Source organism: Paracoccus aminovorans (genome assembly GCF_900005615.1).
Taxonomy (GTDB): domain Bacteria; phylum Pseudomonadota; class Alphaproteobacteria; order Rhodobacterales; family Rhodobacteraceae; genus Paracoccus; species Paracoccus aminovorans.
In genome coordinates this window covers 985479-1010748 of sequence record NZ_LN832559.1, presented here as the reverse complement: position 1 = coordinate 1010748, position 25270 = coordinate 985479, and the positions used below count along the sequence as shown (strand labels likewise).

Here is a 25270-nt window from a genome sequence, read left to right as displayed (position 1 = left end):
GACGAGGCTCCCATGTCGCTCTTCAACATCCTCGGCGGCGAGTTCATCGAGATCATCGAATGGACCGACGACAGCCGCGACACCATGGTCTATCGCTTCCCGACCGTCGGCCGCGCCATCAAATACGGCGCCAAGCTGACCGTGCGCGAAGGCCAGGCCGCCGTCTTCATCCACGAGGGCCAGCTTGCCGACGTGTTCCAGCCCGGCCTCTACATGCTGGAAACCAACAACCTGCCGATCCTGACCCGGCTGCAGCATTGGGACCACGGCTTCCGCAGCCCCTTCAAGTCGGAAATCTATTTCGTCAACACCACCCGCTTCAACGACCTGAAATGGGGCACCAAGAACCCGGTCATAGCCCGCGACCCCGAATTCGGCCCGGTGCGCATCCGCGCCTTCGGCACCTATTCCATGCGCGTGACCGACCCCGGCCGCTTCATGACCGAGATCGTCGGCACCGACGGCGAATTCACCAAGGACGAAATCACCTTCCAGCTGCGCAACATCATCGTGCAGGAATTCTCGCGCATGATCGCGGGCTCGGGCATCCCCGTCCTCGACATGGCGGCGAACACGGCGCAATTCGGCCAGATGGTCGCCAAGGCGATCAGCCCGACGGTCGCCGAATACGGCCTGACCATCCCCGAATTCTATGTCGAGAACATCAGCCTGCCGGACGAGGTGGAAAAGATGCTCGACAAGCGCACCTCGATGGGCATCGTCGGCGACCTGAACCGCTTCGGCCAATACGCCGCCTCCGAGGCGATGCTGAACGCCTCGCAACAGCCGGGCGGCGCGGGTGCGGGCATGGGCGCGGGCCTCGGCGCCGGGCTGGGCGCCGGCCTTGGCGCGGCGATGGCCGGGCGCGGTCCCTGGGGCGCGATCCCCGGCCAACAGGCGCCACAACAGGCCCCGCAAACCCCGCCGCCGCTGCATCCCGAAACCGTCTGGCACATCGCCGTCGACGGCGCCGCGCAAGGGCCCTATGGCCGCGCCCATCTGGGCCGGCTGGCGCAGCAGGGCGGCTTCACCCGCGAAACCCTGGTCTGGACCCCGGGCCAGGACGGCTGGAAACCGGCCGAGGACGTGGCCGAACTGGCCCAGCTCTTCACCATCGCCCCGCCCCCGCCGCCGCCCCCGGTGCCCAAGGGCTGACGCATGCCGACACCGCCTTCGGAATACCGCTACCCGTGCGAGAATTGCGGCGCGAGCCTGGAATTCTCGCCCGGGCAGCAAAGCCTGGTCTGCCCCTATTGCGGGCATGAGCAGCATATCGGCCCCGGCCCCGCCCGCGCGCCCGCCCGGCAGACGGCGCAGGGGCCCTGGGGCGACCGGGTCATCCTGAACGACCCCTCGACCGGTCGCGCGCTGCAATGGGACAGCGGCCACAAGTCCGACCTGCGCGAGATCCCGCTGGAACAGGGGCTGCGCCTCGACGCAGGCTCCGACCTGACCGAGACCGTCCGCACCCTCTCCTGCCCGAACTGCGGCGCCAAGGTCGAGATCACCTCGGACCAGCACGCCTCGACCTGCCCGTTCTGCGCCACGCCCGTGGTCACCGATACCGGCGCCACAAGGCAGCTGAAGCCGCAGGGCGTGCTGCCCTTCGTCATCACCGAGGCGCAGGCGAAATCGGCGCTGGACGACTGGATGAAGGGCTTGTGGTTCGCGCCCTCGGGCCTGACCGCCTATGCAAGGCGCGGCAAGCGGATGAACGGGGTCTATTCGCCGTTCTGGACCTTCGACGCCGACACGCGCTCGCAATACAGCGGCGCGCGCGGCGACTGGTATTACGAAACCGTCTACGTCACGCAGACGGTCGACGGCCGCCAGCAGCGCGTGGCGCAGCAGGTGCGCCGCACCCGCTGGACGCCGGTCTCGGGCCAGGTGGCGCGGAATTTCGACGACGTGCTGGTGCTGGCGGCCAGCGCCCTGCCGCGCCGCATCACCGACGCGCTGGCGCCCTGGGACCTGTCGCACCTGATGCCCTACAGCCCGGAATATCTCGCGGGCTTCCTGGCCGAGGGCTACACCATCCCGCTGGCCGCCGGCCATGACATCGCGCGCCAGGAAATGGCCGGCGTGATCGCCATGGACGTGCGTCGCGCCATCGGCGGCAACGAACAGCAGATCACCGGCATCCAGACCCGCTACGCCGAGGAAAGCTTCAAGCATATCCTGCTGCCGGTCTGGACCGCCGCCTATCGCTACAACGGCCAGAGCTACCGCTTCGTGGTCAACGGCCAATCCGGCCGCGTGCAGGGCGAACGGCCCTGGTCGGTGTGGAAGATCGCGCTGGCGGTGTTGCTGGCGCTGGCGCTGCTGGCGGGGCTCATCTGGCTGAACGAACGCGGCGGCTACGTGCGGATCGGGGCCGGCCCGCTCACGCCGGATATTTCCATCAGCGGCAGTTACCGCTATCAGTCGGACAACGGACCTTGAGGGAGGGGGCGTCATGATACTGTGCGCCGGTGAATCGCTGATCGACATGGTGCCCGAGGGCGCCCATTACCGCCCGCTGCCCGGCGGCGCGGTCTACAACACCGCCATCGCCCTGGGCCGCATCGGCGCCCCGACCGGCTACCTGTGGCCGATCTCGCGCGACGGCTTCGGCGAGATGCTGCTGCGCCCGCTGGCCGAGGCGAATGTCGACACCGGCCTCTGCCCGCGCAGCGACCGGCTGACCACCTTGGCCTTCGTCACCCTGACCGGGGGCGAGGCGCGCTATGCCTTCTACGACGAAGGCTCCGCCGGCCGGATGCTGGCGCCCGAAGACCTGCCCGAGATCCCCGAATCGGTCTCGGCCCTGTTCGTGGGCGGCATCAGCCTGGTACCCGACCCCTGCGGCGCGGCGATCGAGGCGCTGGTCGAACGGCTGCACCCCCGCGTCCCGGTCATGCTCGACCCGAACATCCGCCCCTTCTTCATCAGCGACGAGACCGCCTATCGCGCCCGGCTGGAACGCCTGCTGGCGCGGGCCGACCTGGTCAAGCTCTCGGGCGACGACCTGGAATGGCTGATGCCGAGGGCGAGCTTCGAGGAAGCCGCCGCCGCCATCCTCGCCAAGGGGGCGAAGGTGGTGCTGCAGACCGGCGGCTCGGCCGGCGCCCGGGCGCATTGGCAGGGCGCGCCGCTCGACGCACCCGCCACGCGGGTCGAGGTCGCCGACACCATCGGCGCCGGCGACACCTTCAACGCCGGAGTGCTGGCGGCACTGCACCGGTCGGGCGCGCTCAGCCGCGATGGCATGGCGGACCTCACGCCCGAGACCCTGCTTCAGGCCCTGACACTCGGCACCCGCGCGGCGGCGATCACCGTCTCGCGCCCCGGCGCCAACCCGCCCTGGCAGCACGAACTGGACGCCCTGCCCGCCTGATGCCGAAACGGCCGCCCCGGTAGCGGCCGTTGGTTCTTTCCGTTTTCCAAATACCCATAGGACATCGCCGCTCGCACCGCCGCATGGGTATTTAAGAAACGGAAAGAGTATCTGCGTTACGCGAGACCGGCACCGTTCCCGCCGATCACAGCGCCTCGAATTCTGCCTTCTGCCGGGCGGTCCAGCGCACCAGCAGGTGCACGCCGGTCTCGGTCATCTCCTCGGAGACGACGATGCCCTGGCGATGCAGCCAGGCGCGGCGGCGGCCGTCCTCGGCGGGCAGGCGCAGTTCGGCCTCTTCCACCGGCTCGTCCAGCGCCTCGGCCAGATGTGCGTCGACGGAGCGGAGCAATTCGTCCAGCCCCTCGCCCGACAGGGCCGAGATCGCCTGCACGCCCTCGGTGCGGGCGTCGGTGCGGCGCAGGGCGGCGCGGGTTTCGGGCGACAGGGCGTCGATCTTGTTCCAGACCTCGATCAGCGGCACGTCCTCCTCGACGCCCAGCGATTCGAGGATCTCGCCCACATCGCCTGCCTGTTCCTCGGTCTCGGGGTGCGAGATGTCGCGGACGTGCAGGATCAGGTCGGCGGCCAGCACTTCTTCCAGCGTGGCGCGGAAGGCGGCGACCAGCTCATGCGGCAGGTCGCTGATGAAGCCCACGGTGTCGGAGAGGATCACCTGGCGCCCGCCCGGCAGCACCATCTGCCGCATGGTCGGGTCCAGCGTGGCGAAAAGCTGGTCCTGAGCCAGCACCTCGGCCCCGGTCAGCCTGTTGAACAGCGTGGACTTGCCGGCGTTGGTGTAACCCACCAGCGCCACGATGGGATAGGGCACCTTGGCGCGGGCCTTGCGGTGCAGCTCGCGGGTCTTGACCACCCGCTCCAGCTGCCGGCGCAGCCGCACCATCTGCTCGTCGATGGCGCGGCGGTCGGCCTCGATCTGGGTCTCGCCGGGGCCGCCGACGAAGCCCAATCCGCCGCGCTGGCGCTCCAGGTGCGTCCAGGCCCGGACCAGCCGCGTGCGCTGATAGGCCAGCGCCGCCAGTTCCACCTGCAGCACGCCCTCGCGGGTCTGGGCGCGGTCGGCGAAGATCTCCAGGATCAGCCCGGTGCGGTCCAGGATCTTGACGCCCCAGTCCTTTTCCAGGTTGCGCTGCTGGACCGGCGTCACCGGCCCGTCGATCAGCACCAGCTCGGCGCCCTCGCCCTCGGCGACGGCCTTCAGGTGTTCGCCGATCTCTTCGCGCTTGCCCTTGGAAAACAGCATGCCGGCATCGGGGTTGCGCAGCCGCGCCACCTCGGCGCCCGTCACCTCGATGGCGGGCAGCGCATGGGCCAGGGCCACGGCCTCGTCCAGCGCCAGCTCGGGCGAGCGGCGGGTGCGTGCATTGCCCAGGTCGGGGTGGATCACATAAGCGCGGGTCGGGCGTTCCCGCGTCTCGGACAGCTCGGCCAATCAGTCCTCGCCGTCGTAGAGGCTGATCGGCTGGCCCGGCATGATCGTGGAAATCGCGTGCTTGTAGACCAGCTGCGACTGGCCGTCGCGGCGCAGCAGCACGCAGAAATTGTCGAACCAGGTGATGACACCCTGCAGTTTCACACCATTGATAAGAAAGATCGTCACCGGAACCTTGCCCTTGCGGACATGGTTCAGAAAAGCGTCCTGAAGGTTCTGTTTGTCGCCGGCCATTCGATGCACCTTGTTCTTATCGCTGGTTTTCAAGACTTAGGCGAGGCGCCGGGCGCTTGCAAGCGTGTGATCGGAATCAGCGGCGCCAGTATTCCGGCGAGAACAGCGCCAGGATCGCCAGGGTTTCGAGCCGGCCGACGATCATCGCCCCGGCCAGCACCGCCTTGGTCATCGCGGGCAGGCCGGCCCAGCCCTCCCAGGGCGCGCCGGCCATCCCGGCCGAACCCTGGAAGGTCGGGCTCAGCGGAATCGCGCCGGCCAGGGGGCCGGTGTTGGTCAGCGCCGAGATCGAGAGGATGGTGGCGCTGTCGAACTCGATCTGCTGCAGCGAGATCAGCATGACCGTGACCGCGATCGAACTGGCGAAGAGCATGAAGAAGATGAAGGCCAGATAGGCGCCCTCGCGCCGCAGCCGCCGCGCCATCAGCCCGCCGCCGCCGACCGAGCTGGGATGTACGATCCGTTCCAGCTCGCGCTCGGAATGCCGCGCCAGCGCATAGACGCGCAGGAGCTTGACCCCGCCGGCGGTGGTGGCGACGCCGCCGCCCATCATGGCCAGCCCCGCCAGCATCAGCCCGGGCGAACTGAGCCCCGACCAGCTGCGCGCGCCCTGCCATTCGACCGAGTTCCAGCCGGTCGTGGTCAGATAGCTCAGCCCGTTGAAGATACCGCCCCAGGCGGCCGAGGCGGCGCTGTCCAGCGTCTCGAACACGCCCTTGGCGCCCGCGGGGGCCACGTCGATGGCCCCGACGAAATGCCGCACGAACAGCATGGCCGAGACCAGCAGCACCACCCCCGCCGCCATCTGCAGCTCGGGATCGCCCTGCCAGCTGTCGCTGACGGACAATTCGCCGCCCCCGGGCCAGAACCGCCGCGACAAGGCCGGGATCAGGAACAGAAAGATCACCGCCTCGCCGGCGATGCCGCTGCCCTGTCCCGCCGCGCCGGCCACAGGGCTGATGCCGCTGGTCGACAGCGTGCCCAGCGCCCGGGTCAGCGCGACGAGCCCGTTTTCGCCCAGCATCAAGAGCAGCATCCACATCGCCAGCGTCAACCCGGCATAAAGCGGAAATACCGCCCGCGCGGCGCGGATCACCCGATGCACCGGATCGACCAGCTCGGTCTGGAAGGCCGGCGCCGACAGATGCGTCACCACCGGCGCCGATTCGGCCGAGCGCGGCAGCCGCTCGAACCGCTCGCTGCGGCCATAGGGCGAGGACAGGATCTCGAACCCGCCGACCCGCAGCGGCGCGAGCAGCGCCACCGCGGCGACCAGCATGAACAGCCCGCCCATCCAGCCGACCAGCGCCCGCCACAGATGCAGGGGCGCCGGCAGCAGGTCGGCGGCATAGAGCGAGGCCCCGGTGGTGGTCAGGCAAGAGATCATCTCCCACCAGGCGTTGAAAAAGCCGGTGTCGGGCAGCGCCAGCGCAAAGGGCACCGCCAGCGCCGCCGGCAGCAGCGCCATGGTGCCCAGCATGGTCAAGAGCACGCTGCGCGCCTGCGGGCCGGCCGGCCGTTCGGCCGTGGCCAGCCCCAGGACGGCCGAGAGCAGCACGGTAAGCCCGGCGCAGCCCAGGAAGATGGCGCCGATCCTGTGCTGGTCGGTGGCATGGGCGTAAAGCCCGGGCAGGATCATCGCCGCCCCGCCGATTCCGGCCAGGATCACCATCAGCGGCAGGCGCAGCAGGATCGCCATGCCCGGCCTCAGAAGAAATCGATCGAGACCTGAAGCAGGCGCTCGACCTCGGGAACGTCGGACGTCAGGGCAAAGATCACCACCAGGTCGCCCTCTTCGATGCGCAGGTCGCCGATGGGCTTGACCACGCGGCCGGCCTTCTGCACCGCACCCACCAGCGCGCCCTCGGGGAACTCGATGTCGCGCAGGAGCCGTCCCGCGATGGGCGAGGTCGAAAGCACCTGCGCCTCGATCACCTCGGCCTCGGCATCGCCGATGGAATAGATGTCGCGCACCCGCCCGTGCCGAATGTGGCGCAGGATGGTCGAGACCGTGCTGGCGCGCGGGTTGATGAAGGCGTCGATGTCCAGCGGCTCCATCAGCGACATCAGCGTCGGGTCGTTCACCAGCGAGATCGCCAGCTTGGCGCCCGCCTGCTTGGCGCGCACGGCGGCCAAGATATTGGTCTTGTCGTCGTCGGTGATCGCCAGCACCGCATCGGCGCGCGGCACCGCGGCCTCTTCCAGCAGTTCCGCCGAAAGCCCGTCGCCGTTCAGCACGATGGTGCGGTTCAGCGCGTCGGCGGCATCCTCGGCCCGGGCGCGGCTGCGCTCGATCAGCTTGACCCGCACCCGCTCGGCACGGGCCTCCAGCGCCTGGGCCACGGCCAAGCCGACATGGCCGGCGCCGATGATGACGACGCTTTCCTGCTTGGCGGCGGGCTTGCCGAAGATCTCCAGCGTGCGCGGCACGTCCTCGGTGCGGGTGAAGACATAGACCTGGTCGCCCTCGAACAGCTGGTCGCCCGGCTCGGGGGCGAACAGTCGTCCGCCGCGCCGCACCCCGGCCACGATGGCGCTGAGGCTGGTGAACATCTCGTTCAGCTGCCGCAGGGGCGTGTTCAGCACCGGGCTGTCGGGATCTAGCAGGATGCCCAGCAGATGCAGCCGCCCTTCCAGGAAGGTCTCGGCATCGAAGGTCGAAGGCGCGGACAACCGCTGGATCGCCGCCCGGGCCACCTCGCGCTCGGGGCTGATCACCACGTCGATCGGCAGATGGTCGGTGCGGTAGAGATCGGACCAGATCGCGTCCAGATAGGCAGGGGCGCGCAGCCGTGCGATCTTCCTCGGCACCTGGAAGACGGAATGCGCGACCTGGCAGGTGACCATGTTCACCTCGTCGGAATGGGTGGCGGCGATGATCAGGTCGGCGTCGCGGGCGCCGGCGCGGTCCAAGACGTCGGGATGGCTGGCGAAGCCGGTCACGCCCTGCACGTCCAGCGCATCGGTGGCGCGGCGGATCAACTCGGCGTTGGTGTCGATGATGGTGACATCGTTGCGCTCGCCCGAGAGATGGCGGGCGATATGCCAGCCGACCTGCCCCGCCCCGCAGATGATGATCTTCATTCCGACCTCGGTTGATGCGCCTCGCGACGCATCATCCTAGCGTGGACCGCGCATGCCCGAAACAGCGAAAGCGCCGCGCCGGAACCCGGGCCGCCGCGCCCCTCGAACCGTCGCATGAGTATTTGAAGAACGAAGAAGCCGTTAGGCTGCGCTTAATCTTTCCATGCCAGAATCAACGCACGGTACAGGCTGGAGAGCCGATGACCGTGAACGGAGAAGCCGCCCCGGTCATTTGGCGACAACCTGTCCCGCCTGAACAGCGGGGTTGGCCGGGGCGCAACCCGCGCGTTTCTTCGTTCTTCAAATACTCATGCGGCACCGCAGCTCAGGCGATCATTTCCCCATCATCTCTTCCTCGACGCGCATGCCGCCGACCACGCCCAGCGACTTCAGCTTGCGATGCAGCGCCGAGCGTTCCATGCCGACGAATTGCGCCGTGCGGCTGATGTTGCCGCCGAAGCGGTTGATCTGCGCCAGCAGGTATTCCCGCTCGAAGAGTTCGCGCGCCTCGCGCAGTGCCAGGCTGGTGATCTGCGGACCCAGCGCCAGGGCCTCGCCGGTGCTGGCGCCGCCGTTCTGGGTTTCCAGTTCCGAGGGCAGGATGGGTCCGGTGCCGTCGCCCAGGATCAGCACCCGCTCGATCACGTTGCGCAGCTGGCGGATGTTGCCCGGCCAGTTCATCGCCTGCAGCGCCGCGCAGGTTTCCTCGGGCAGGATGCGTTGCGGCAGGCCTTGGGTGGCATGGAAGATCTCGATGAAATGGCCGGCCAGCATCGGGATGTCGTCGCGGCGTTCGGCCAGCGAGGGCACGGCCACCGGGACCACGTTCAGCCGGTCGTAGAGTTCCTGGCGGAAGCGGCCGGCGGCGATTTCCGCCGCGAGATCGCGGTTGGTCGAGGAGATCACCCGCAGGTCGACCCGCACCTTGTCGGTGCCGCCCGAACGCTGGAACTGCTGCTCGGTCAGCACCCGCAGGATCTTGGGCTGGGTGCCCAGCGGCATGTCCGCCACCTCGTCGAAATAGATCACCCCGCCATGGGCCTGTTCCAAGAGCCCCGGCTCGATGCCGCGCTCGGTGGTCTCGCGGCCGAAGAGCACCTCTTCCAGGTGGTCGGGCTCGATGGTGGCGCAGGGCACGGTGATGAAGGGTTCGCGCGCGCGCGGGCTTTGGGCGTGGACGTAGCGGGCGGCGATTTCCTTGCCCGCGCCGGGCTCGCCGGTCAGCATCACCCGGCCGTTCGATTTCGCCACCTTGTCGAGCTGTTCGCGCAGCCGGCGGAAGGGCGCGGAATTGCCCAGCATCTCGCCCCCGCGCGCCTCGCCCCGCTTGAGGGTCGAGTTCTCGCGCCGCAGCCGCGCCGTTTCCATCGCCCGGCGGATCACCACCAGCAGCTGGTCGATGTTGAAGGGCTTCTCGATGAAGTCGTAGGCGCCCTGCTTGATCGCCGCCACCGCGATCTCGATATTGCCGTGGCCCGAGATGATGACCACGGGCACGTCCGGATTGTTGCGCTTGACCTGCTTGAGGATGTCGATCCCGTCCATCTTGCTGTCCTTCAGCCAGATGTCGAGGATCATCAGCGTCGGTTCGGCCGTGTTCATCTCGGCCATCGCCTGGTCGGAATTGGCGGCGAGGCGGGTCGAGAAGCCTTCGTCGCGCAGGATGTCGGAAATCAGTTCGCGGATGTCCCGCTCGTCGTCGACAATCAGAATATCGCTCATTTTATCGTTTCCTGCTCGTGTTTGTGGCGGCGCGCGGACAGGCGGACCGGCTGGCGCTCGCGCGGCAGACGGATCTCGGCCATGGCGCCGCGTCCTTCGGGGGCGTCGTTCAGGGACAGGCTGCCGCCGTGTTCCTCGACGATCTTCTTGACGATGGGCAGGCCCAGGCCGGTGCCGCCGGGCTTCATCGTGACATAGGGCTCGAAGAGCCGGGTGCGGTCCTGGGGCAGGCCGGGACCGTTGTCGGCGATGCGGATGGTCACCGCATCGGGGGCGACGCGCAGCGTGACCCGAACCTCGGGCGTCCAGCCCGGGGGCGGGTCGGCGCGCAGCTCGTCCAGCGCCTCGCCCGCGTTCTTCAAGAGGTTGGTGAACACCTGCCGCATCATCCCGGCATCGGCATCGACGATCACCGGCGCGTCGGGGATGTCCGAGACCAGCGCGCCCTGCAGCGCGTCGCGCTGCATCAGCTCGGCATCGCGCAAGAGTTTCCCGATGTCGGTTTCCTTGCGGTCCGGCTCGGGCATGCGGGCGAAGCGGCTGAACTCGTCCACGATCCGGCGCAGGTCGTTGGTCTGGCGGATGATGACGCCGGTCAGTTGCTCCAGCGCCTCGGCCTCGTCGCCGGCGACGGGGGCGAATTTGCGCTTCAGCCGCTCGGCCGACAGCTGGATCGGGGTCAGCGGGTTCTTGATCTCATGCGCGACGCGGCGGGCGACGTCGCCCCAGGCCGCCATGCGCTGCGCCGAGACGAGATCGGTCACGTCGTCCAGCGCCACCACATAGCCTTCCAGCCCTCCGGCGGCGCCGCGCCGGATCGCCATGCGCACCAGCAGGCTTTCGACGCGGCCCTCGCGGGTCAGGCGGATCTCGTCCTGAACCGATTCGTTCACCGATTGCGCCAGCTTGTCGAACAGCGGCGCGAATTCCGGCGCCGCCTCGGACAGCAGCCGGTCGTGCGCCGTGGCCGGATCCAGCCCGAGAAGCCGCGCGGCCGACCGGTTCAGGAAGTCGATCTCGCCCGCCGCATCCAGGCCGATCACCCCGGCGGTGACCGAGGACAGCACCGAATCGAACAGCCGGCGCTGGTCGTCGGCGGCGCGATAGCTTTCGACAAGCTCCTGACGCTGCTGCTTCAGCTGCCGGGTCATGCGGTTGAAGCTTTCGCCCAGGGTCTGGATCTCGTCGCCGGTGTCGGGGGCGGGGATCTGGAAGTCCAGATTGCCCTCGCCCACCTGCTCGGACGCCTCGGCCAGCCGGCCGATCGGCCGCGACAGCCGGTCGGCGAACCACAGTCCCAGCCACATCGCCGCCGCCACCAGCAAGAGCGCGAAGCCCAGGTAGAGCAGCGAGAACTCGAACAGCACCCGCCCGCGTTCCTGTTCCAGCCGCTGGTATTCGCCCACGGTCTGGCGGGTATCGTCCAGCAGGCCCAGCAGGCTGCCGTCCACGTCGCGGGTGACGTAAAGGTAGCGGTCGGCGAGCGGCGTCAGCGGCACCAGCGCGCGGAACTCGTTGTTCTGCCAGTCCTCGATCAGCGCCAGCCCGCGGGTCGCCGCCTCGTCGAACTGGGCCAGGCTGGGCTGTTCGTACCAGAACTGATAGCTGCGTTCGCCCCGGGCGCGGATATTGCCACGGCCGTCGATGATATAGGCCTCGCGCAAGCCGCGCTGGATCAGCGCCTGGCCCTGGCCCAGCAGCGACCGCAGGTCGCCGTCGTCCAGCCGCGGGTTCTGCCGCGCCGCCTGGGTCAGCGCCCCGGCCAGCAGCCGCGCGTCGTTGGTCAGGTCGCGGCGGTGTTCCTCCTGATAGGCCTCGGCCGCCGAGAGCGAGGTCGAGACCACCTGTTGCACCCGGTTCGAGAACCAGCCCTCAAGCCCGATGTTCACCGTCAGGCCCGCGAACAGCGCCACCAGCACCGTGGGCACCAGCGCGATGGTGGCGAAGACGCCCACCAGCCGCATGTGCAGCCGCGAGCCCGCCGCCGACTGCCGCCGCGCCGCCACGATCCGGGCCATGCGCGCCACGACCAGCCCGGTCAGCACGATCAGGTAGATTAGGTCCGCCAGCAGCACCAGCCGCAGCGCCGTGCCGCCGGGCATGACATGGGAAAACGGCCCCATCACCGCGAAGGTCAGCGCCGCCAGCGCCGGGCCCAGCAGCGCCAGCCCCAGCGTCGCGGCATTGCGATACCAACGCAGGCGCCGCAAATGCGCGACGCGCTCCCATGTGTGTCTGGACAATGTGCCTGCCACTGTGCCCGCCTTCGCCTCGCCGCTGTTTCGCGGCCTTGCTGTGGCCGTTCAGCGACGAACGCGCGGCCATCTGTGGCCGTTTTACATCAGCTTGCGGCGTCTTGTCACTTCGATATTCAGCTCGGTCAGTTTCTTGCGCAGCGTATTGCGGTTGATGCCCAGCAGATCGGCACATCTCAGCTGATTGCCGCCGGTGGCGTCCAGCGCGATTTCCAGCAGCGGCTTCTCGATCTCGCGCAGGATGCGGTCGTAGAGGCCGGGCGGCGGCAGGTCGTCGCCATGCAGGTCGAAATAGCGCTGCAGATGCATTTCCACCGATTGCGCCAGCCGCATGTTCGCGGGCTCGACCAGCGCGGGTGCGTGCCCGCCGGGGGCGGCGCCGGGCTGCGGGCGGGCCTGCGCGGCGGGGGCTGGCGCAGCCTGGGGCGCGGATTCGGCCAGGGCGGCGCGGGCCTCGTCCTCGGTGATCTGGGGACCGGCGGCGGTCAGCGCCAGCCGGCGCATCAGGTTTTCCAGCTCGCGCACGTTGCCCGGAAACGGCCAGGCGCGGATCAGCGCGGTCGCGGCATCCGACAGGCTGCGCTGCGGCAGGCCCTGGGCGGCGGCGCGCGCCAGCAGGTGGCGTGCCAGCGGCGGGATGTCGTCCACCCGCGCCCGCAGCGGCGGCACCGTGACCGTGACCCCGGCCAGGCGATAGTAAAGGTCGGCGCGCAGCCGCCCCGCCTGCACCTCGGCCTGCGGGTCGGGGCCGGTGGTGGCGACCAGCCGCGGCATCTGATGGCGGCCGGGCCCGATCTCCCAGGCCTCGATCATGCCGATCAGCCGGGCCTGGGCGGCGGCGTCGAAGCCGGCGGGGTCCTCGATCAGCAGCGTGCCGCCCTGGGCGCGCTCGCCGGCGCGGTGGATCGCCTCTTCGGAAAGATCGGCCGAGGTCAGCACCACGAAACCCGCCGCCCGCCGGTCCGAGAGGTCGTGGAACGAGCGCGCGACCACGGTCTTGCCCGCCCCCGCCTCGCCCGCGATCATCACCGGCAGGTCGGCGTTCAGCACCCGGGCGACCATGCGGAACAGGTTCTGCATCGCCGGCGCATGGCCGATCAGCGGCAGCGCCGGATCGGCCGCGCTTTCAGGCGAGGTGATGGCGGGCGCCGGCGCCGGGTCCGACTTGCGCACCCGCCGCGACAGCGCCTGCCCGGCCCGCGTCATCAGGTCGGGCAGGTCGAAGGGCTTGGGCAGATAGTCGAAGGCCGCCGCCTCGGTGGCCCGGATCGCGGTGACGATGGTGTTCTGGGCCGAGATCACGATCACCGGCAGGTCGGGCCGGGCCTTGCGGATCGCCGGGATCAGGTCGATGCCGTTGCCGTCGGGCATGATCACGTCGGTGATGACCAGATCGCCCCGCCCCTCCTCGACCCAGCGCTGCAGCTGCGCCAGCGCGCCGGTGGCATGGACCCGGCAGCCGGCGCGGGTCAGGGCCTGGGTCAGCACGGTGCGGATGGTGCGGTCGTCGTCGGCGATCAGAACGGTGCCGTCCATGGAAAACCTCAGGCTTTGGGCAATGAAATGCGGAAAACGGTGCGGCCGGGGCGCGAGTCGAGCGCGATCCAGGCGCCGTGGTCGGCCACGATCTTGGAAACCAGCGCCAGCCCCAGGCCGGTGCCGTTCTCGCGCCCCGAGACGAAGGGCTCGAAGACCTCGGCGATCAGCGTGTCCGGGATGCCGGGGCCGTCGTCCTCGATCTCGACCTGCAAGGGCAGGCTGCGGCCCTGCGGCTCGGCCTCGGTCGGCGCCAGGCGCAGGGTGCCGTCGTAGAAGCTGCGGATGCGGATGATGCCGCCCTGTCCCGACCGGCCGATGGCCTCGGCGGCGTTCTTGACCAGGTTCAGGCAGACCTGCACCAGCTGGTCGGCATCGGCCAGCGCCGGCGGCAGCGACGGGTCGTAATCGGGCAGAAGGCGCAGCCCCTTGCCAAAGCCGACCGCGGCCAGGCGGCGCACCCGCTCCAGCACGTCGTGCACGTTGACCGCCGCCAGCCGCGGCGCCGAGGTGTCGCCGAAACGCTCGACCTGCTCCAGCAATTCGACGATGCGGCGCGATTCCGCCACGATCAGGTCGGCGAGATCGCGGTCCTCGGCCGTCAGGTTCATGCCGATCAGCTGCGCGGCGCCGCGGATGCCGGCCAGCGGGTTCTTGATCTCATGCGCCAGCATCTCGGCCATGCCGATGGCCGAGCGCGCGGCCGAGCGCGCCGCCTGCCCCTGCCCCAGCCTGCCGGTGCCGTCGGCCGGCGCCAGCAGGATGACGGTGCCGCCCTCGGGGCTGGGGGCGCGGCCGGCATGGACGCTGGCGATGCGATCGATATGCCCGCCCGAGCGGTCGCCGATCTCGAAGCGCACCCCGGCGCGGTTCAGCGCCTCGTGCCCCGCGCGCATGCGCTCCAGGACCCCGCCCAGCGTCGGCACGATGCGCAGCCGCTTGCGCATCTCGGCCCCTTCCAGCGCCTGGCCCAGCGACGAGCGGCGCGAGATGTTCAGGAACGCCTCGGCCAGGTCGTTGATCGCGGCGATGCGTCCCTCGGCGTCCAGGATCAGCGCGGGCAGCGGCAGCGCCGACCAGTTCGGCCCGACCTCGGCCGGGACGAAACCGCTGCCGGCCTCCACCTCGGGATCGGGCAGCGGGTCGGGGCCGGCCCGGCTGGTCATGAAGGCACCTCCGTCGCCCGGGCATTGGCGTGGACGGCGTCGGCATCGCCGAAGCCGGCGCGGATCGCGGCCAGCGCCGCCTCGGGCGTGGGCGCGCGCAGCAGTTCGGCGCGGTTCGGGGCGCCGTTCGCCTCGGCATACCAGCCCAGGTGCTTGCGGGCGACGCGCAGGCCCAGTTCGCGGCCGTAGAGCGACAGGATGTCGTCGTAATGCTCGGCCACGGCATCGGCCAGCGCGGCGCCTTGCGGCACCCGCGGCGCGGGCGTGGCCCACAGCTCATGCGCGATCTGCGCCAGACGCCAGGGCGCGCCCTGGGCGCCGCGCCCGACCATGACCGCATCGGCGCCCGAGCGCGCCAGCGCCAGACGCGCCGAGGCCGCATCGACCACGTCGCCGTTGGCGACCAGCGGCGGCCGGCCCGGCAGGTTCGCCACCGCGCGGATCGCGGCCCAGTCGGCGCTGCCGGTATAGAACTGCGCCCGCGTCCGGCCGTGCACGGTCAGCATCCGCACCCCTGCCGCGGCGGCGCGGGCCGCCAGTTCCGGCGCGTTCAGGCAATCCGCGTCCCAGCCCAGCCGCATCTTCAACGTCACCGGCAGGTCGGGCACGGCGGCGACCACCGCCTCGACCAGACCCAGCGCATGGTCGAGATCGCGCATCAGCGCTGCGCCGGACAGCCCGCCCGTCACCTTCTTGGCCGGGCAGCCCATGTTGATGTCGACGATGCGCGCGCCCATGCCGGCGACGATGCGGGCGGTCTCGGCCATGGCGCCGGCCTCGCGCCCGGCGATCTGGACGCTGACCGGGGCCGCGCCCTCGGTCAGGGCCTTGGCGCGCACCGCGGCGCGGGTCGAGGGGCGCGGCGTCACCATCTCGGTCGAGGCGACCATCTCGCTGACCATCAGCCCGGCGCCGCCGTGGCGCTGGACGGCGCGGCGGAACGGCAGGTCGGTGATCCCGGCCATGGGCGCCAGAAAGACCGGCGGGCCAAGCCGCACGGGACCAAGGGTGATGGGTTCGGGCAGTCTCATGGAGGAACTCGTAGGCCGGCTTCCGGGAAATGCGAAAGAAAACGGCGTTTGCCCGATCGGCGGGCGCCGCATCGGCCGCGGTTTGCCTTGATCTTGCGCTCTCTGCCCAAGTAGCGTGCAGTTCGCGACTCGTCAAATGTCGCGAAGGTCCCTAAGCGGCGTCGCAGCGGCTCTGGCGGCAAACCGGCGGGCCGACTAGGATGAAGGGCCACTTGCCACGAGGAGCCCTGCCCCCATGTTTCTTTCGGTCTTCGACATCTTCAAGATCGGGGTCGGTCCTTCCTCGTCGCACACGATGGGTCCGATGGTCGCCGGCGGGCGCTTCCTGGACGCGCTGCGCGAACAGCCTTTCAAGGCCCACGGGCTGCGCGCCAGCCTGCACGGCAGCCTGGCCTTTACCGGCAAGGGCCACGCGACCGACCGCGCCACCATCCTGGGTCTTGCCGGCTTCCTGCCCGAGACCATGGACGCCGAGGCCGCCGAGGCCGCGCTGGAGCTGAACCGCCAGACCCGCGTGCTGACCCCGCGCGACCTGGGCGAGCTGCATTTCGATCCCGCGCAGGACCTGATCTTCGATTTCGACCGGGCCTTGTCCGGCCACGCCAACGGCATGATCCTGATGGCGACCGACGCCCAGGGCGACGTGATCTTCAGCGAGACCTATTACTCCATCGGCGGCGGCTTCGTGCTGACCGCGGGCGAGATGGCCGCGCGCGGGGACGAGACCCGCAGCGACGCCTCGCCCAAGGTGCCCTTCGCCTTCGCCCATGCCTCGGAAATGCTGGAGATGGCGGCGAAGACCGACAAGTCCATCGCCCAGATGAAGCGCGAGAACGAGCGCGTCTTCCGCAGCGACGCCGAGATCACCGCCGGCATCCACCGGATCTGGCAGGTGATGCGCGACTGCATGGACCGCGGCCTGGCGACGCGCGGCATCCTGCCGGGCGGGCTGTCGATCCGCCGCCGCGCCGCCGGCATCCACGAGGCGCTGCAGGCCGAATCCGGCCTGAACCAGACCGCGCCCCATGTCATCAACGACTGGATGTCGATGTATGCCATGGCGGTGAACGAGGAAAACGCCGCCGGCGGCCAGGTGGTCACCGCCCCCACCAACGGCGCGGCGGGCGTGGTGCCGGCCGTCATCCGCTATTGGCTGGACCATGTGCCCGGCGCCTCGGAGCGCCAGCTGGACGACTTCCTGCTGACCGCCGCCGCCGTGGGCGGGCTGATCAAGCACAATGCCAGCATCTCGGGCGCGGAATGCGGCTGCCAGGCCGAGGTGGGCTCCGCCAGCGCCATGGCGGCGGCGGGGCTGTGCGCCGTGCTGGGCGGCACCGCCGAGCAGGTCGAGAACGCGGCCGAGATCGCGCTGGAGCATCACCTGGGCATGACCTGCGACCCGGTGAAGGGGCTGGTGCAGGTGCCCTGCATCGAAAGGAACGGCCTGGGCGCGATCAAGGCGGTCAGCGCCGCCAGCCTGGCGCTGCGCGGCGACGGCAAGCATTTCGTGCCGCTGGACGTCGCCATCGAGACCATGCGCCAGACCGGCCGCGACATGATGGACAAATACAAGGAAACCTCGCTGGGCGGGCTGGCGGTCAACGTCCCCAACTGCTGACTGTTGCAAAGTTCCGCGCAAGGCCCCGCGCCGATGGCTGCGGGGCCTGTCTGCGCTTGCCGAAGCCCGGGCCTTCCTGTAGCCAATATTTCATAAGCAAAACCCATGGAACCGGGACAGAGCAGATGAAATTCCGTTCGGCTTTCGCCGTCCTCTCGATGACTGTGGCCCTTGCCGCCTGCGGCAACCTGCCCTTCCAGCAGGAAGAGCGCGCGGCCGACACCCCCTCCCATTCCGGCCCGCCCACGGTCTCGCCGCTGGAGCAGCCGATCGAGACCGGCGCCGAGGCAAGGCCCGTCGCCACCGCCGAGGCCAGCACCATGGCCACCGCCATGTTCCGCGCCGCCGGTGCCGGCTGGACGGTCACCGCCGCCGACAAATCCGCGGTCTATGAGCGTCCCGGCGCGAAATCCGTGGGCGTCTCGGTGCGCCGCATGGCCTATGCGCGCGGCGCCGAGTTCATCGGCAACATGAACGGCCAGGTCTTTGCGCTGAACATCCGCGCCGAGGCCTGCGAGATCGGCGGGCAGAAGACCCCCTTCACGGCCAATCTGCGCGTCGGCAGCCAGCGCCTGACCGGCTGCGCCGCGCCGACCGACAGCATGCCCAAGGCGCAGGTCAAGGCCTCGTCCGCCGGGCCGAAGCCCAAGGCCGCGGCCAAGCCCGCCGCGCCGGCCGCGAAACCGGCCGCGCCCAAACCCGCGGCCGAGACCCCGGCGAGCACGACCACGCCCGCGACCTCCGCACCCGAGACCAGCGCGCCGTCGACGACCACGCCCGCGGCGCCGACGACCGCGCCGGCCGCGCCCGAGACCGGTGCCGCGACCGCGCCGGCCGCCTCCACCGCGACCACCGTCACCGCGCCGGAAACCGGGTCGAGCGCGACCACGCCGGCCCCGGCCGAAAGCGGCGCGACCTCGGCCCCCGCGGACAGCGGCACCAAGACCGAGACCCCGGCTGCCCCCGCCGGCAACGCGACCGAAGGCGGCGCCACGCCGGCCCCGGTGCTGCCGCCGACCTCGGAGTAAGCCGGACGATCCCGGCGCCGCGTGGCCATCCCCGCGCGGCGCCGCCCTTTCCGCCAGCACAGGCTGCGCGCCATGACCTGAAAGGACCCGCCGATGCGCGCCCATTCGATCCTTACCCGCCGCCTGCTGGCCTCGACCGCGCCCGCGCTGCTGCTCATCGGCCTGGCCGCCGGTCCGGCGCGCACCGATCCCATGATCGGCGACGTGATGAACAGCTACGGCCTGGCCGGCGGCGTCGAGACCCCGACCGCCGAGATGCTGCCCGACGCGACGCTGGGCGGCACCGTGTCCTACAACAAGGCGGCGCGGCGGCACGACGTGGTCTTCCAGCTGCATCCGCGCCTGACCACCGTCCTGCGCTATTCGCGCGTCGAAGGCATCAACGACCACAACGAGCTGGGCCATCTCTGGGACCGCTCGTTCGACCTGCGCTTCCAGTTCCTGGACGAGGACGGCTGGCGCCCGGCGATGGCGGTGGGCCTGCAGGACTTCCTGGGCACCGGCATCTATTCCGGCGAATATATCGTCGCCACCAACACCATCACCCCCCGGCTCCGCGCCAGCCTGGGCGTCGGCTGGGGCACGCTGGCGGGCGATCCGCGCCTGATCAAGGTCGGCGATACCGGCGGCAAGCCCAATGTGGACGAATGGTTCCGCGGCAAGGCCCGGCCCTTCGGCTCGGTCACCTGGCAGGCCACCGACAAGCTGCGGCTGGTGGCGGAATATTCCAACGACAAATACCTGGTCCGCAACGTCTTTCCCAACGGCAGGATCGAGGAGATCCCGCAGGGCGACGGCGAGCCGGGCAGCAAGCTGAACCTGGGCGCCTACTACACCTTCAGCCCCAGCTACCAGGTCGGGCTCTATACCATCGGCGGCGACATGTTCGGCGCCCAGTTCAGCTTCGCGCTGAACCCGCGCAACGCGCCCTTCCCCTCGGGCCTGGAAAAGGCGCCGGCGCCGGTCAAGCCGCGGCCCGCGCCCTCGGCCGATCCCGAGGGCTGGTCGGGCGCCTGGTCGGCCGATCCGACCGCGCAGCCGGCGATCCAGACCGCGCTGGCCGGCGCGTTGAAGGACGAGGGGCAGATCCTCGAATCCATGTCCCTGTCCGGGAACCGGGCCGAGGTCCGCATCCGCAACACCCGCTATATCCAGCAGTCCGAGGCCGTGGGCCGCACCGCCCGGCTGATGACCCGCGCCCTGCCGCCTTCGGTCGAGACGCTGGTCATCACCTCGAACACCGACGGCATGGCGACCTCCTCGGTGGTGCTGAAACGCTCGGACGTCGAGCGGCTGGAGAATACCGAGGCCGGCCGCATCGCCAGCGCCTCGCAGCTGGTCGATGCCGATCCGCGCCCGGGCGACCTGGTGACGACGCCGGGCCTGTTCCCGCGCTTCCGCTGGAACCTGGCGCCCTATCTGGAGATCGGGCTGTTCGATCCGCAGGACCCGCTGCGCTATGAGACCGGGGCGCAACTGAAGGCCAGCTACGAGATCATGCCGGGGCTGATCGTCTCGGGCACCGTCCGCCAGCGCGCCTTCGGCAGCATGGAGCAACGCGGCCCCGGCATTCCAGCTTGGCTGAACGGTGGCGAGCGCGGCGATCATTACACGCCCGAGGAATATGTCTCGGACCCGGCGAATGAATATTACCAGGCGTGCAGCACGTGCTCTTCGATACCGCGGGTGCGTTCTGACACCCGCATGTATACCGGCAACGACAGCCCGACGATTCCCGAGCTGACGCTGGCCTGGTATGCCCAGCCGACCGAGGCGGTCTATTCCCGCGTCACCGTCGGCCTGCTGGAGCGCGCCTATGGCGGCGTCTCGGGCGAGCTGCTGTGGAAGCCCGCGAATTCGCCGCTGGCCCTGGGCGCCGAGATCAACCGGGTCAGGAAGCGCGACTTCGAGGATGTCTTCGCCTTCCGCGACTACGAGGTCACCACCGGCCATGTTTCGGCCTATTACGAATTCGCCAACGGCTTCACCGCGCAGCTGGACGTCGGCAAATACCTGGCCGGCGACAAGGGCGCGACCTTCACCCTGACCCGCGAATTCGCCAATGGCTGGCGCGTCGGCGCCTTCGCGACCAAGACCGACCTCAGCGACGAGGAATTCGGCGAAGGCTCGTTCGACAAGGGCATCACCATCTCGATCCCGGTGTCCTGGGCGATGGGCACGCCGTCGCGCGACCGCGCCGGCAGCACGCTGCGCTCGCTTTCCCGCGACGGCGGCGCCCGCGTGAACGTGGACGGTCGACTGTACGACAAGGTGCGGGACGCGCAATCCGTCAAACTCTATCAAGGCTGGGGGAGGTTCTGGCGATGATCATGGCCCGCATCCACAAGGCGGCGCTGTCGGCGCTGCTGGTCGCCGGCCTTGCCGCCTGCGGCAACGACGACAGCGGCAACCAGACCAACCCGCTGCTGATCGCCGCCAAGGCGGCCGGCGGCACCGCGGCCAAGATCCGTGGCGGCAAGGCCGAAGCGCCCGCCGAAGCCCCGCGCACGCCCGAGCAGATGGCGGCCGAGGCGCTGCGGGTGAACCAGGGCCCGCTGGTCATGGTCGGCTTCGAATCGCTGGGCCGCACCCAGGTCATGGCGATGACCGGGCAGAACGGCAGCCTGCGCACCTATATGGCGCCCTCGAAAGAGGCGCTGATCCTGCGCGACGGCATGGTGGTCGGCACCCGCGGCCTGGGTCACGACCTGTCGGTCGCCGAGCCGCAGACCGAGCCCCTGATCCGCGCCGGCCGTGCCGGCAGCGCGCCGCGGGTCATGCGCTATTTCAGCGGCGACGGGCTGGAGCGGCCGCTGAATTTCACCTGCAGCGTCGCCCCCGGCCCCAAGGCGGGCGTGGTGGTGGAAAGCTGCGAGGGCCATGGCGCCAGCTTCCAGAACAATTACGCCCCCCAGGGTGGGCACCTTCCGGTGTCGCGGCAATGGCTGGGGCCGCAGCTGGGCTATGTCACCCTCCAGACCCTGCGGCCCTGACAGGGGCGGGGCAGGACACGAAAAGCCGGTCCCGAGGGGCCGGCTTTTTTCATGGTTGCGCCTCTGTCCGCGGCGCAGCGGCCGTGGCGCGGCCGGATTGGGTATTTGGAAAACGGAAAGCGCGAACACGGTCCGCGCAAAAGTAAAGGGGCCGGCACGAGGCCAGCCCCTGAAAGCTTACGGAACCGAGGTTCCGTTGGGCTATTAGCTGTCGTCGTCGTCCGAAGCGACGGCGGCGATGACGCCCAGCAGCAGCAGGGCCGGGACGACGAGGCCAGCGTTCGACGAAGCGGGCTTCTCGTCGACGACGACCGGCTCGACTTCCACGACGGGGGCAACGTAACCGCCGGCCAGAGCCGACGAAGCCGTCAGGCCGAGGGCCAGGGCGAAGGTAGCGAATTTGGTCATGATCATGCTCCGTTCAGTACTTTGAAGGTTGCCGTTTCCAGCAACATCCTCGCGACAGTCGCATAAAGCCAAGGGCTTGGAAAGCGGTCTTGATCGTCGGGTCATGCGCGCCACAGGCAACTGTTGCATATTAGCCAACACCTCGCGCCCTAGGCGAGAAGCCGCCGGCAGGCAGGCCGAAACCCGCCGCCCGCACCGGATGTTGTCCGGCGGGTCATTTCCTGCAAACCACTAGCACCAAAGCATAAATTATCGCAGAAATCGCCACGATGGACGGGCCCGCCGGGGTATCGAGCCACAGGCTGGCCCAAAGCCCGCCCAGGACCGCGATCGCGCCGATCGCTGTGGCGGAACCGGCCATCTGTTCGGGCGTTGCAGAGAATCCCCGTGCCGCCGCGGCCGGAATGATCAGCATGGCCGAGATCAGCAGGGCGCCGACGATCCGAATCGCGATGGCCACCACCAGCGCCAGCGCCAGCGACAGGATCAGCCGTTCGCGCGCGGGATCGATTCCCGCCGCCATCGCCAGTTCCTCGTTCACCGAGGCGGTCACCAGCCGCTGCCAGCGCCAGGCCAGCAGCGCAAGCACCGCCGCGGCGCCGCCCCAGATCCAGGCCAAGTCCGCCTTGCCCACCGCCAGGATGTCGCCGAACAGGAACGCATCGAGCCCGGTGCGCAGCGACGGCACGAAGCTGACCGCCACCAGCCCCAGCGCCAGCGCGCTATGCGCCAGCACCCCCAGCACCGTGTCCATGGACTGGCCGCGCCCGGTCAGCTGCGCCACCGCCAGCGCCATGGCCAGCGCCACGCCCAGCGTGCCCAGATAGACCGGCAGCGAGAAGGCGAAGCTCAGCGCCACCCCCAGGATCGCCGCATGCGAGGTCGAATCGCCGAAATAGGCCATGCGGCGCCAGACCACGAAGGACCCCAGCGCGCCGGTCGCCAGCACAAGGCCGAGCCCGGCCAGCACGGCGCGGGTCAGGAAATCGTCAAGCATGGGGCCTCAATGCGTATGGGCGCAGTCGGGGCCGTGGACGTGGCCCTCTGCGACATGGTCGTGGTCATGGTCGTGATGGTGCTGGTAAAGCGCCAGCGTGCCCTGCGATTCCGCGCCGAACATGGCGCGATAGGCGGGGGCGGCGCTGACCGCCTGCGGCGTGCCCTCGCAGCAGACATGGCCGTTCAGGCACATCACCCGGTCCGAGGCCCGCATCACCACCAGGAGGTCGTGGCTGACCATCAGCACCGCGGCGCCGGTCTCGGCCCGGACCTCTTCGATCAGCTTGTAGAAGGCGACGATGCCGGGCTGGTCCAGGCCCTGCGTCGGCTCGTCCAGCACCAGCAGCTGCGGGTCGTTGAGCAACGCCCGCGCCAGCAGCACCCGCTGCAATTGCCCGCCCGACAGCTGGGTGATCTGGCGCGCCTGCAGCCCGGGGACGCCGGTGCGGTCGAGCACCGCCTTGGCATCGGCATCCGAGACCCTGTGGGGCAGCGACAGGAAGCGGCGGACGGTCATCGGCATCGCCCGCTCGATGTTCACCCGCTGCGGCACATAGCCGATGCGCAGGCCCGGCGCGCGCTCGACCCGGCCGGAATCCAGCGCCAGATGGCCCAGCAGCGCCCGCACCAGCGTCGACTTGCCCGAGCCGTTGGGTCCGACCACGGTGACGATCTCGGCCGGGGCGATGCGGAAATCGACGTGGCGCAGCACCGGCAGATCGGTGCCGGCATGGCTGACCGACAGGTCCTGCGCGCGGATCAGCGCCGTCACAGCCCGGCCTCGGTGCAGCGGGCGCACAGGCCCAGCAGCTCGACGGTGCGGCGCTCGATGCGGAAGCCGGCGGCGGCGGAAAGATCCGCCAGCGCCGCGCGCAGTTCGGGCGAATCGGCCTCGGCCACCTGTTCGCAGCCGCGGCAGATCAGGAAGGCGGGAGAATGGTCGCGCTCGGCCGACAGGCAGGCGGCATAGGCGTTCAGGCGCTGAACGCGATGGGCAAGCCCCTGTTCCACCAGGAAATCCAGCGCGCGATAGGCGACGGGGGGCTGCTTGCCGAACCCCTCGGCCGACAGCCGCTCCAGCACCTCGTAGGCGCCCATGGCCCGATGCGATTCCAGCAGGATCTCAAGCGCGCGGCGGCGCACCGGGGTCAGGCGCACGCCCTCGTCCCGGGCCTGCGCCTCGGCCCGGCGCAGCACGGCGGCGGCGCAATGGCCGTGGTCGTGGTCATGGAACGGATCGGCGGGGGCGGAATCATCCGGCATGATGTTATACCATTACAATTTCTCTTGACGCGCTACGATATAACATAAATAACCCTGCCGTTTCCGCAAGTGAGCCCGACATGAACCGACACACCCTTCTTTTCCTTTCCGCCGCACTTGGCGCGACCGCCCTGCCCGCCCTGGCCGAGGTGCCGCGCGTGGTGACCGACATCCCGGTGGTGCATTCGCTGGTCCAGCAGGTCATGGGCACGCTTGGCCAGCCCGCGCTGCTGCTGGCGGCCGGAGGCGACCCGCATCACTATCAGCTGCGCCCCAGCGACGCCCGCAGCCTGCAGGAAGCCGACCTGCTGGTCTGGGTCGGCCCGGCGCTGACCCCCTGGCTGGAACGCCCGGCCGCGGATCTGGCCGCCAAGGGCAATGCATTGGCGCTGCTGGACCAGCCCGGCACCCGGCGCCAGGATTTCGCCGGCGGGGCGCATGACCACGACGATGACATCCATGACCATGACCATGACCATGAAGGTCACGACCATGCGCATGGCGAGGAAGGCCACCACCACAGCGGCGTCGACCCCCATGCCTGGCTGGACCCGGGCAACGGCGCCGCCTGGGTCCAGGCCATCGCCCAGGCCCTGTCCGCGCGCGATCCCGAACATGCCGCGACCTATGCCGCCAATGCCGAACAGGCGGCGGCGGGGATCGCGGCCCTGGACGGCGAGCTTCAGGCCGCCCTGGCGCCGGCCAAGGGCAAGCGCTTCGTGGTCTTTCACGACGCCTATGGCTATTTCACCAGCCATTTCGGATTGGAGCCGGCCATTGCGGTCAGCCTGGGCGATGCCTCGACCCCCTCGGCCGCACGGCTCAAGGCGATTCGCGCCGAGATCGGCGCCGAGGGCGCGGCCTGCGCCTTTCCCGAGGCGAATCACGATCCCCGGCTGATCGCCGCCGTGACCGAGGGCAGCGCAGTGCGCAGCGGCGGCGCGCTGGACCCCGAGGGCAGCGCCGCCGCCCCAGGCCCCGGGCTTTACGCCGAACTGCTGCGCGGCATGGCCGGCACGCTGGCCGATTGCCTGGGGCAGAATTAACCCGAGAGCAGTCGGGATCGACAAGGACGGGCGCCTGTCGGGCGCCCGTTTTCGTTTC

Annotated in this window: 21 protein-coding genes; 8 read left to right on the top strand and 13 right to left on the bottom strand. The window is 69.8% G+C overall.

Features of this window, described 5'->3' with window-relative positions:
• Positions 1 to 12 precede the first annotated feature (12 nt).
• The 3 genes from JCM7685_RS05085 to JCM7685_RS05075 are packed head-to-tail and all read left to right on the top strand — an operon-like array spanning position 13 to position 3376.
• The gene (locus JCM7685_RS05085; protein WP_074965814.1) at positions 13 to 1155 is read left to right on the top strand and encodes an SPFH domain-containing protein; all 1143 of its coding nucleotides are present in this window, start codon (positions 13 to 15) and stop codon (positions 1153 to 1155) included.
• Positions 1156 to 1158: 3 nt separating this feature from the next.
• Positions 1159 to 2442 carry a zinc ribbon domain-containing protein gene (locus tag JCM7685_RS05080; protein ID WP_074965813.1) on the top strand — a complete coding sequence of 428 codons (1284 nt, stop codon included), beginning with the start codon at positions 1159 to 1161 and terminating at the stop codon, positions 2440 to 2442.
• A 13-nt stretch (positions 2443 to 2455) separates the two neighbouring features.
• On the top strand, positions 2456 to 3376 hold the full coding sequence (locus JCM7685_RS05075; protein WP_074965812.1) for a carbohydrate kinase family protein: 921 nt from the start codon (positions 2456 to 2458) through the stop codon (positions 3374 to 3376).
• Between the two features lie 145 nt (positions 3377 to 3521).
• Here JCM7685_RS05075 and hflX read toward each other — a convergent pair whose 3' ends face one another.
• The 9 genes from hflX to dusB all read right to left on the bottom strand — a co-directional run bounded on the left by hflX (position 3522) and on the right by dusB (position 15857).
• A complete protein-coding gene (gene hflX, locus JCM7685_RS05070; RefSeq protein ID WP_074965811.1) occupies positions 3522 to 4829 on the bottom strand; it encodes a GTPase HflX in 1308 nt (435 codons plus the stop codon).
• Positions 4830 to 5063 (bottom strand): RNA chaperone Hfq, encoded by a 234-nt coding sequence (gene hfq / locus JCM7685_RS05065; protein ID WP_017999735.1) that lies wholly within the window; start codon positions 5061 to 5063, stop codon positions 4830 to 4832.
• Between the two features lie 76 nt (positions 5064 to 5139).
• A complete protein-coding gene (locus JCM7685_RS05060) occupies positions 5140 to 6762 on the bottom strand; it encodes a potassium transporter TrkG (protein WP_074965810.1) in 1623 nt (540 codons plus the stop codon).
• A gap of 8 nt (positions 6763 to 6770) precedes the next feature.
• Positions 6771 to 8147: a Trk system potassium transporter TrkA gene (trkA, locus tag JCM7685_RS05055; RefSeq protein ID WP_074965809.1), complete on the bottom strand. Its 1377-nt coding sequence runs from the start codon at positions 8145 to 8147 to the stop codon at positions 6771 to 6773.
• A 333-nt stretch (positions 8148 to 8480) separates the two neighbouring features.
• Complete coding sequence (gene ntrX / locus JCM7685_RS05050; protein ID WP_074965808.1) at positions 8481 to 9869, bottom strand: nitrogen assimilation response regulator NtrX; 1389 nt, start codon at positions 9867 to 9869, stop codon at positions 8481 to 8483.
• Positions 9866 to 12079 (bottom strand): sensor histidine kinase NtrY-like, encoded by a 2214-nt coding sequence (locus JCM7685_RS05045; protein ID WP_231964688.1) that lies wholly within the window; start codon positions 12077 to 12079, stop codon positions 9866 to 9868. Before JCM7685_RS05045 ends, ntrX begins: the two co-directional genes overlap by 4 nt.
• A 126-nt stretch (positions 12080 to 12205) precedes the next feature.
• Complete coding sequence (locus JCM7685_RS05040) at positions 12206 to 13660, bottom strand: response regulator (protein ID WP_074965806.1); 1455 nt, start codon at positions 13658 to 13660, stop codon at positions 12206 to 12208.
• Between the two features lie 8 nt (positions 13661 to 13668).
• A complete protein-coding gene (locus tag JCM7685_RS05035; RefSeq protein WP_074965805.1) occupies positions 13669 to 14826 on the bottom strand; it encodes a two-component system sensor histidine kinase NtrB in 1158 nt (385 codons plus the stop codon).
• Complete coding sequence (gene dusB / locus JCM7685_RS05030) at positions 14823 to 15857, bottom strand: tRNA dihydrouridine synthase DusB (protein ID WP_074965804.1); 1035 nt, start codon at positions 15855 to 15857, stop codon at positions 14823 to 14825. The genes JCM7685_RS05035 and dusB overlap by 4 nt, the downstream gene beginning before the upstream one ends.
• A gap of 235 nt (positions 15858 to 16092) precedes the next feature.
• On the opposite strand from dusB, the gene JCM7685_RS05025 reads away from it, so the two are divergent.
• The 4 genes from JCM7685_RS05025 (at position 16093) to JCM7685_RS05010 (ending at position 21496) form a co-directional block, all read left to right on the top strand.
• Positions 16093 to 17475: an L-serine ammonia-lyase gene (locus JCM7685_RS05025; protein WP_074965803.1), complete on the top strand. Its 1383-nt coding sequence runs from the start codon at positions 16093 to 16095 to the stop codon at positions 17473 to 17475.
• 125 nt (positions 17476 to 17600) lie between these two features.
• Positions 17601 to 18503, top strand: coding sequence for a hypothetical protein (locus JCM7685_RS05020; RefSeq protein ID WP_074965802.1), 903 nt, complete (start codon positions 17601 to 17603; stop codon positions 18501 to 18503).
• A 93-nt stretch (positions 18504 to 18596) separates the two neighbouring features.
• Positions 18597 to 20831, top strand: coding sequence for a YjbH domain-containing protein (locus tag JCM7685_RS05015; protein WP_074965801.1), 2235 nt, complete (start codon positions 18597 to 18599; stop codon positions 20829 to 20831).
• Positions 20828 to 21496, top strand: coding sequence for a YjbF family lipoprotein (locus JCM7685_RS05010; RefSeq protein ID WP_074965800.1), 669 nt, complete (start codon positions 20828 to 20830; stop codon positions 21494 to 21496). The genes JCM7685_RS05015 and JCM7685_RS05010 overlap by 4 nt, the downstream gene beginning before the upstream one ends.
• Before the next feature lie 204 nt (positions 21497 to 21700).
• Here the strand turns inward: JCM7685_RS05010 and JCM7685_RS05005 are convergent, their stop codons facing one another.
• The 4 genes from JCM7685_RS05005 to JCM7685_RS04990 form a co-directional block, all read right to left on the bottom strand.
• Positions 21701 to 21904 (bottom strand): hypothetical protein, encoded by a 204-nt coding sequence (locus JCM7685_RS05005; protein ID WP_379029276.1) that lies wholly within the window; start codon positions 21902 to 21904, stop codon positions 21701 to 21703.
• Positions 21905 to 22118: 214 nt separating this feature from the next.
• On the bottom strand, positions 22119 to 22901 hold the full coding sequence (locus JCM7685_RS05000) for an iron chelate uptake ABC transporter family permease subunit (protein WP_074965799.1): 783 nt from the start codon (positions 22899 to 22901) through the stop codon (positions 22119 to 22121).
• Positions 22902 to 22907: 6 nt separating this feature from the next.
• Positions 22908 to 23675: a metal ABC transporter ATP-binding protein gene (locus tag JCM7685_RS04995; protein WP_074965798.1), complete on the bottom strand. Its 768-nt coding sequence runs from the start codon at positions 23673 to 23675 to the stop codon at positions 22908 to 22910.
• On the bottom strand, positions 23672 to 24166 hold the full coding sequence (locus JCM7685_RS04990) for a Fur family transcriptional regulator (protein WP_074965797.1): 495 nt from the start codon (positions 24164 to 24166) through the stop codon (positions 23672 to 23674). The genes JCM7685_RS04995 and JCM7685_RS04990 overlap by 4 nt, the downstream gene beginning before the upstream one ends.
• Positions 24167 to 24246: 80 nt before the next feature.
• Between JCM7685_RS04990 and JCM7685_RS04985 the strand changes: the two genes are divergently transcribed.
• Positions 24247 to 25212, top strand: coding sequence for a zinc ABC transporter substrate-binding protein (locus tag JCM7685_RS04985; RefSeq protein ID WP_074965796.1), 966 nt, complete (start codon positions 24247 to 24249; stop codon positions 25210 to 25212).
• Positions 25213 to 25270 lie beyond the last annotated feature (58 nt).

Bases quoted from the DNA above. Each gene is read 5' to 3' on its own strand.
- JCM7685_RS05085 (WP_074965814.1), top strand. From the start codon at position 13: ATGTCGCTCTTCAACATCCTCGGCGGCGAGTTCATCGAGATCATCGAA.
- JCM7685_RS05025 (WP_074965803.1), top strand. From the start codon at position 16,093: ATGTTTCTTTCGGTCTTCGACATCTTCAAGATCGGGGTCGGTCCTTCC.
- JCM7685_RS05015 (WP_074965801.1), top strand. From the start codon at position 18,597: ATGCGCGCCCATTCGATCCTTACCCGCCGCCTGCTGGCCTCGACCGCG.
- JCM7685_RS04985 (WP_074965796.1), top strand. From the start codon at position 24,247: ATGAACCGACACACCCTTCTTTTCCTTTCCGCCGCACTTGGCGCGACC.
- trkA (WP_074965809.1), bottom strand. From the start codon at position 8,147: ATGAAGATCATCATCTGCGGGGCGGGGCAGGTCGGCTGGCATATCGCC.
- JCM7685_RS05010 (WP_074965800.1), top strand. From the start codon at position 20,828: ATGATCATGGCCCGCATCCACAAGGCGGCGCTGTCGGCGCTGCTGGTC.
- dusB (WP_074965804.1), bottom strand. From the start codon at position 15,857: ATGAGACTGCCCGAACCCATCACCCTTGGTCCCGTGCGGCTTGGCCCG.
- JCM7685_RS05080 (WP_074965813.1), top strand. From the start codon at position 1,159: ATGCCGACACCGCCTTCGGAATACCGCTACCCGTGCGAGAATTGCGGC.
- JCM7685_RS05000 (WP_074965799.1), bottom strand. From the start codon at position 22,901: ATGCTTGACGATTTCCTGACCCGCGCCGTGCTGGCCGGGCTCGGCCTT.
- JCM7685_RS05035 (WP_074965805.1), bottom strand. From the start codon at position 14,826: ATGACCAGCCGGGCCGGCCCCGACCCGCTGCCCGATCCCGAGGTGGAG.
- JCM7685_RS05005 (WP_379029276.1), bottom strand. From the start codon at position 21,904: ATGACCAAATTCGCTACCTTCGCCCTGGCCCTCGGCCTGACGGCTTCG.
- hfq (WP_017999735.1), bottom strand. From the start codon at position 5,063: ATGGCCGGCGACAAACAGAACCTTCAGGACGCTTTTCTGAACCATGTC.
- JCM7685_RS04990 (WP_074965797.1), bottom strand. From the start codon at position 24,166: ATGCCGGATGATTCCGCCCCCGCCGATCCGTTCCATGACCACGACCAC.
- JCM7685_RS05075 (WP_074965812.1), top strand. From the start codon at position 2,456: ATGATACTGTGCGCCGGTGAATCGCTGATCGACATGGTGCCCGAGGGC.
- JCM7685_RS05060 (WP_074965810.1), bottom strand. From the start codon at position 6,762: ATGGCGATCCTGCTGCGCCTGCCGCTGATGGTGATCCTGGCCGGAATC.
- JCM7685_RS05040 (WP_074965806.1), bottom strand. From the start codon at position 13,660: ATGGACGGCACCGTTCTGATCGCCGACGACGACCGCACCATCCGCACC.
- JCM7685_RS05020 (WP_074965802.1), top strand. From the start codon at position 17,601: ATGAAATTCCGTTCGGCTTTCGCCGTCCTCTCGATGACTGTGGCCCTT.
- ntrX (WP_074965808.1), bottom strand. From the start codon at position 9,869: ATGAGCGATATTCTGATTGTCGACGACGAGCGGGACATCCGCGAACTG.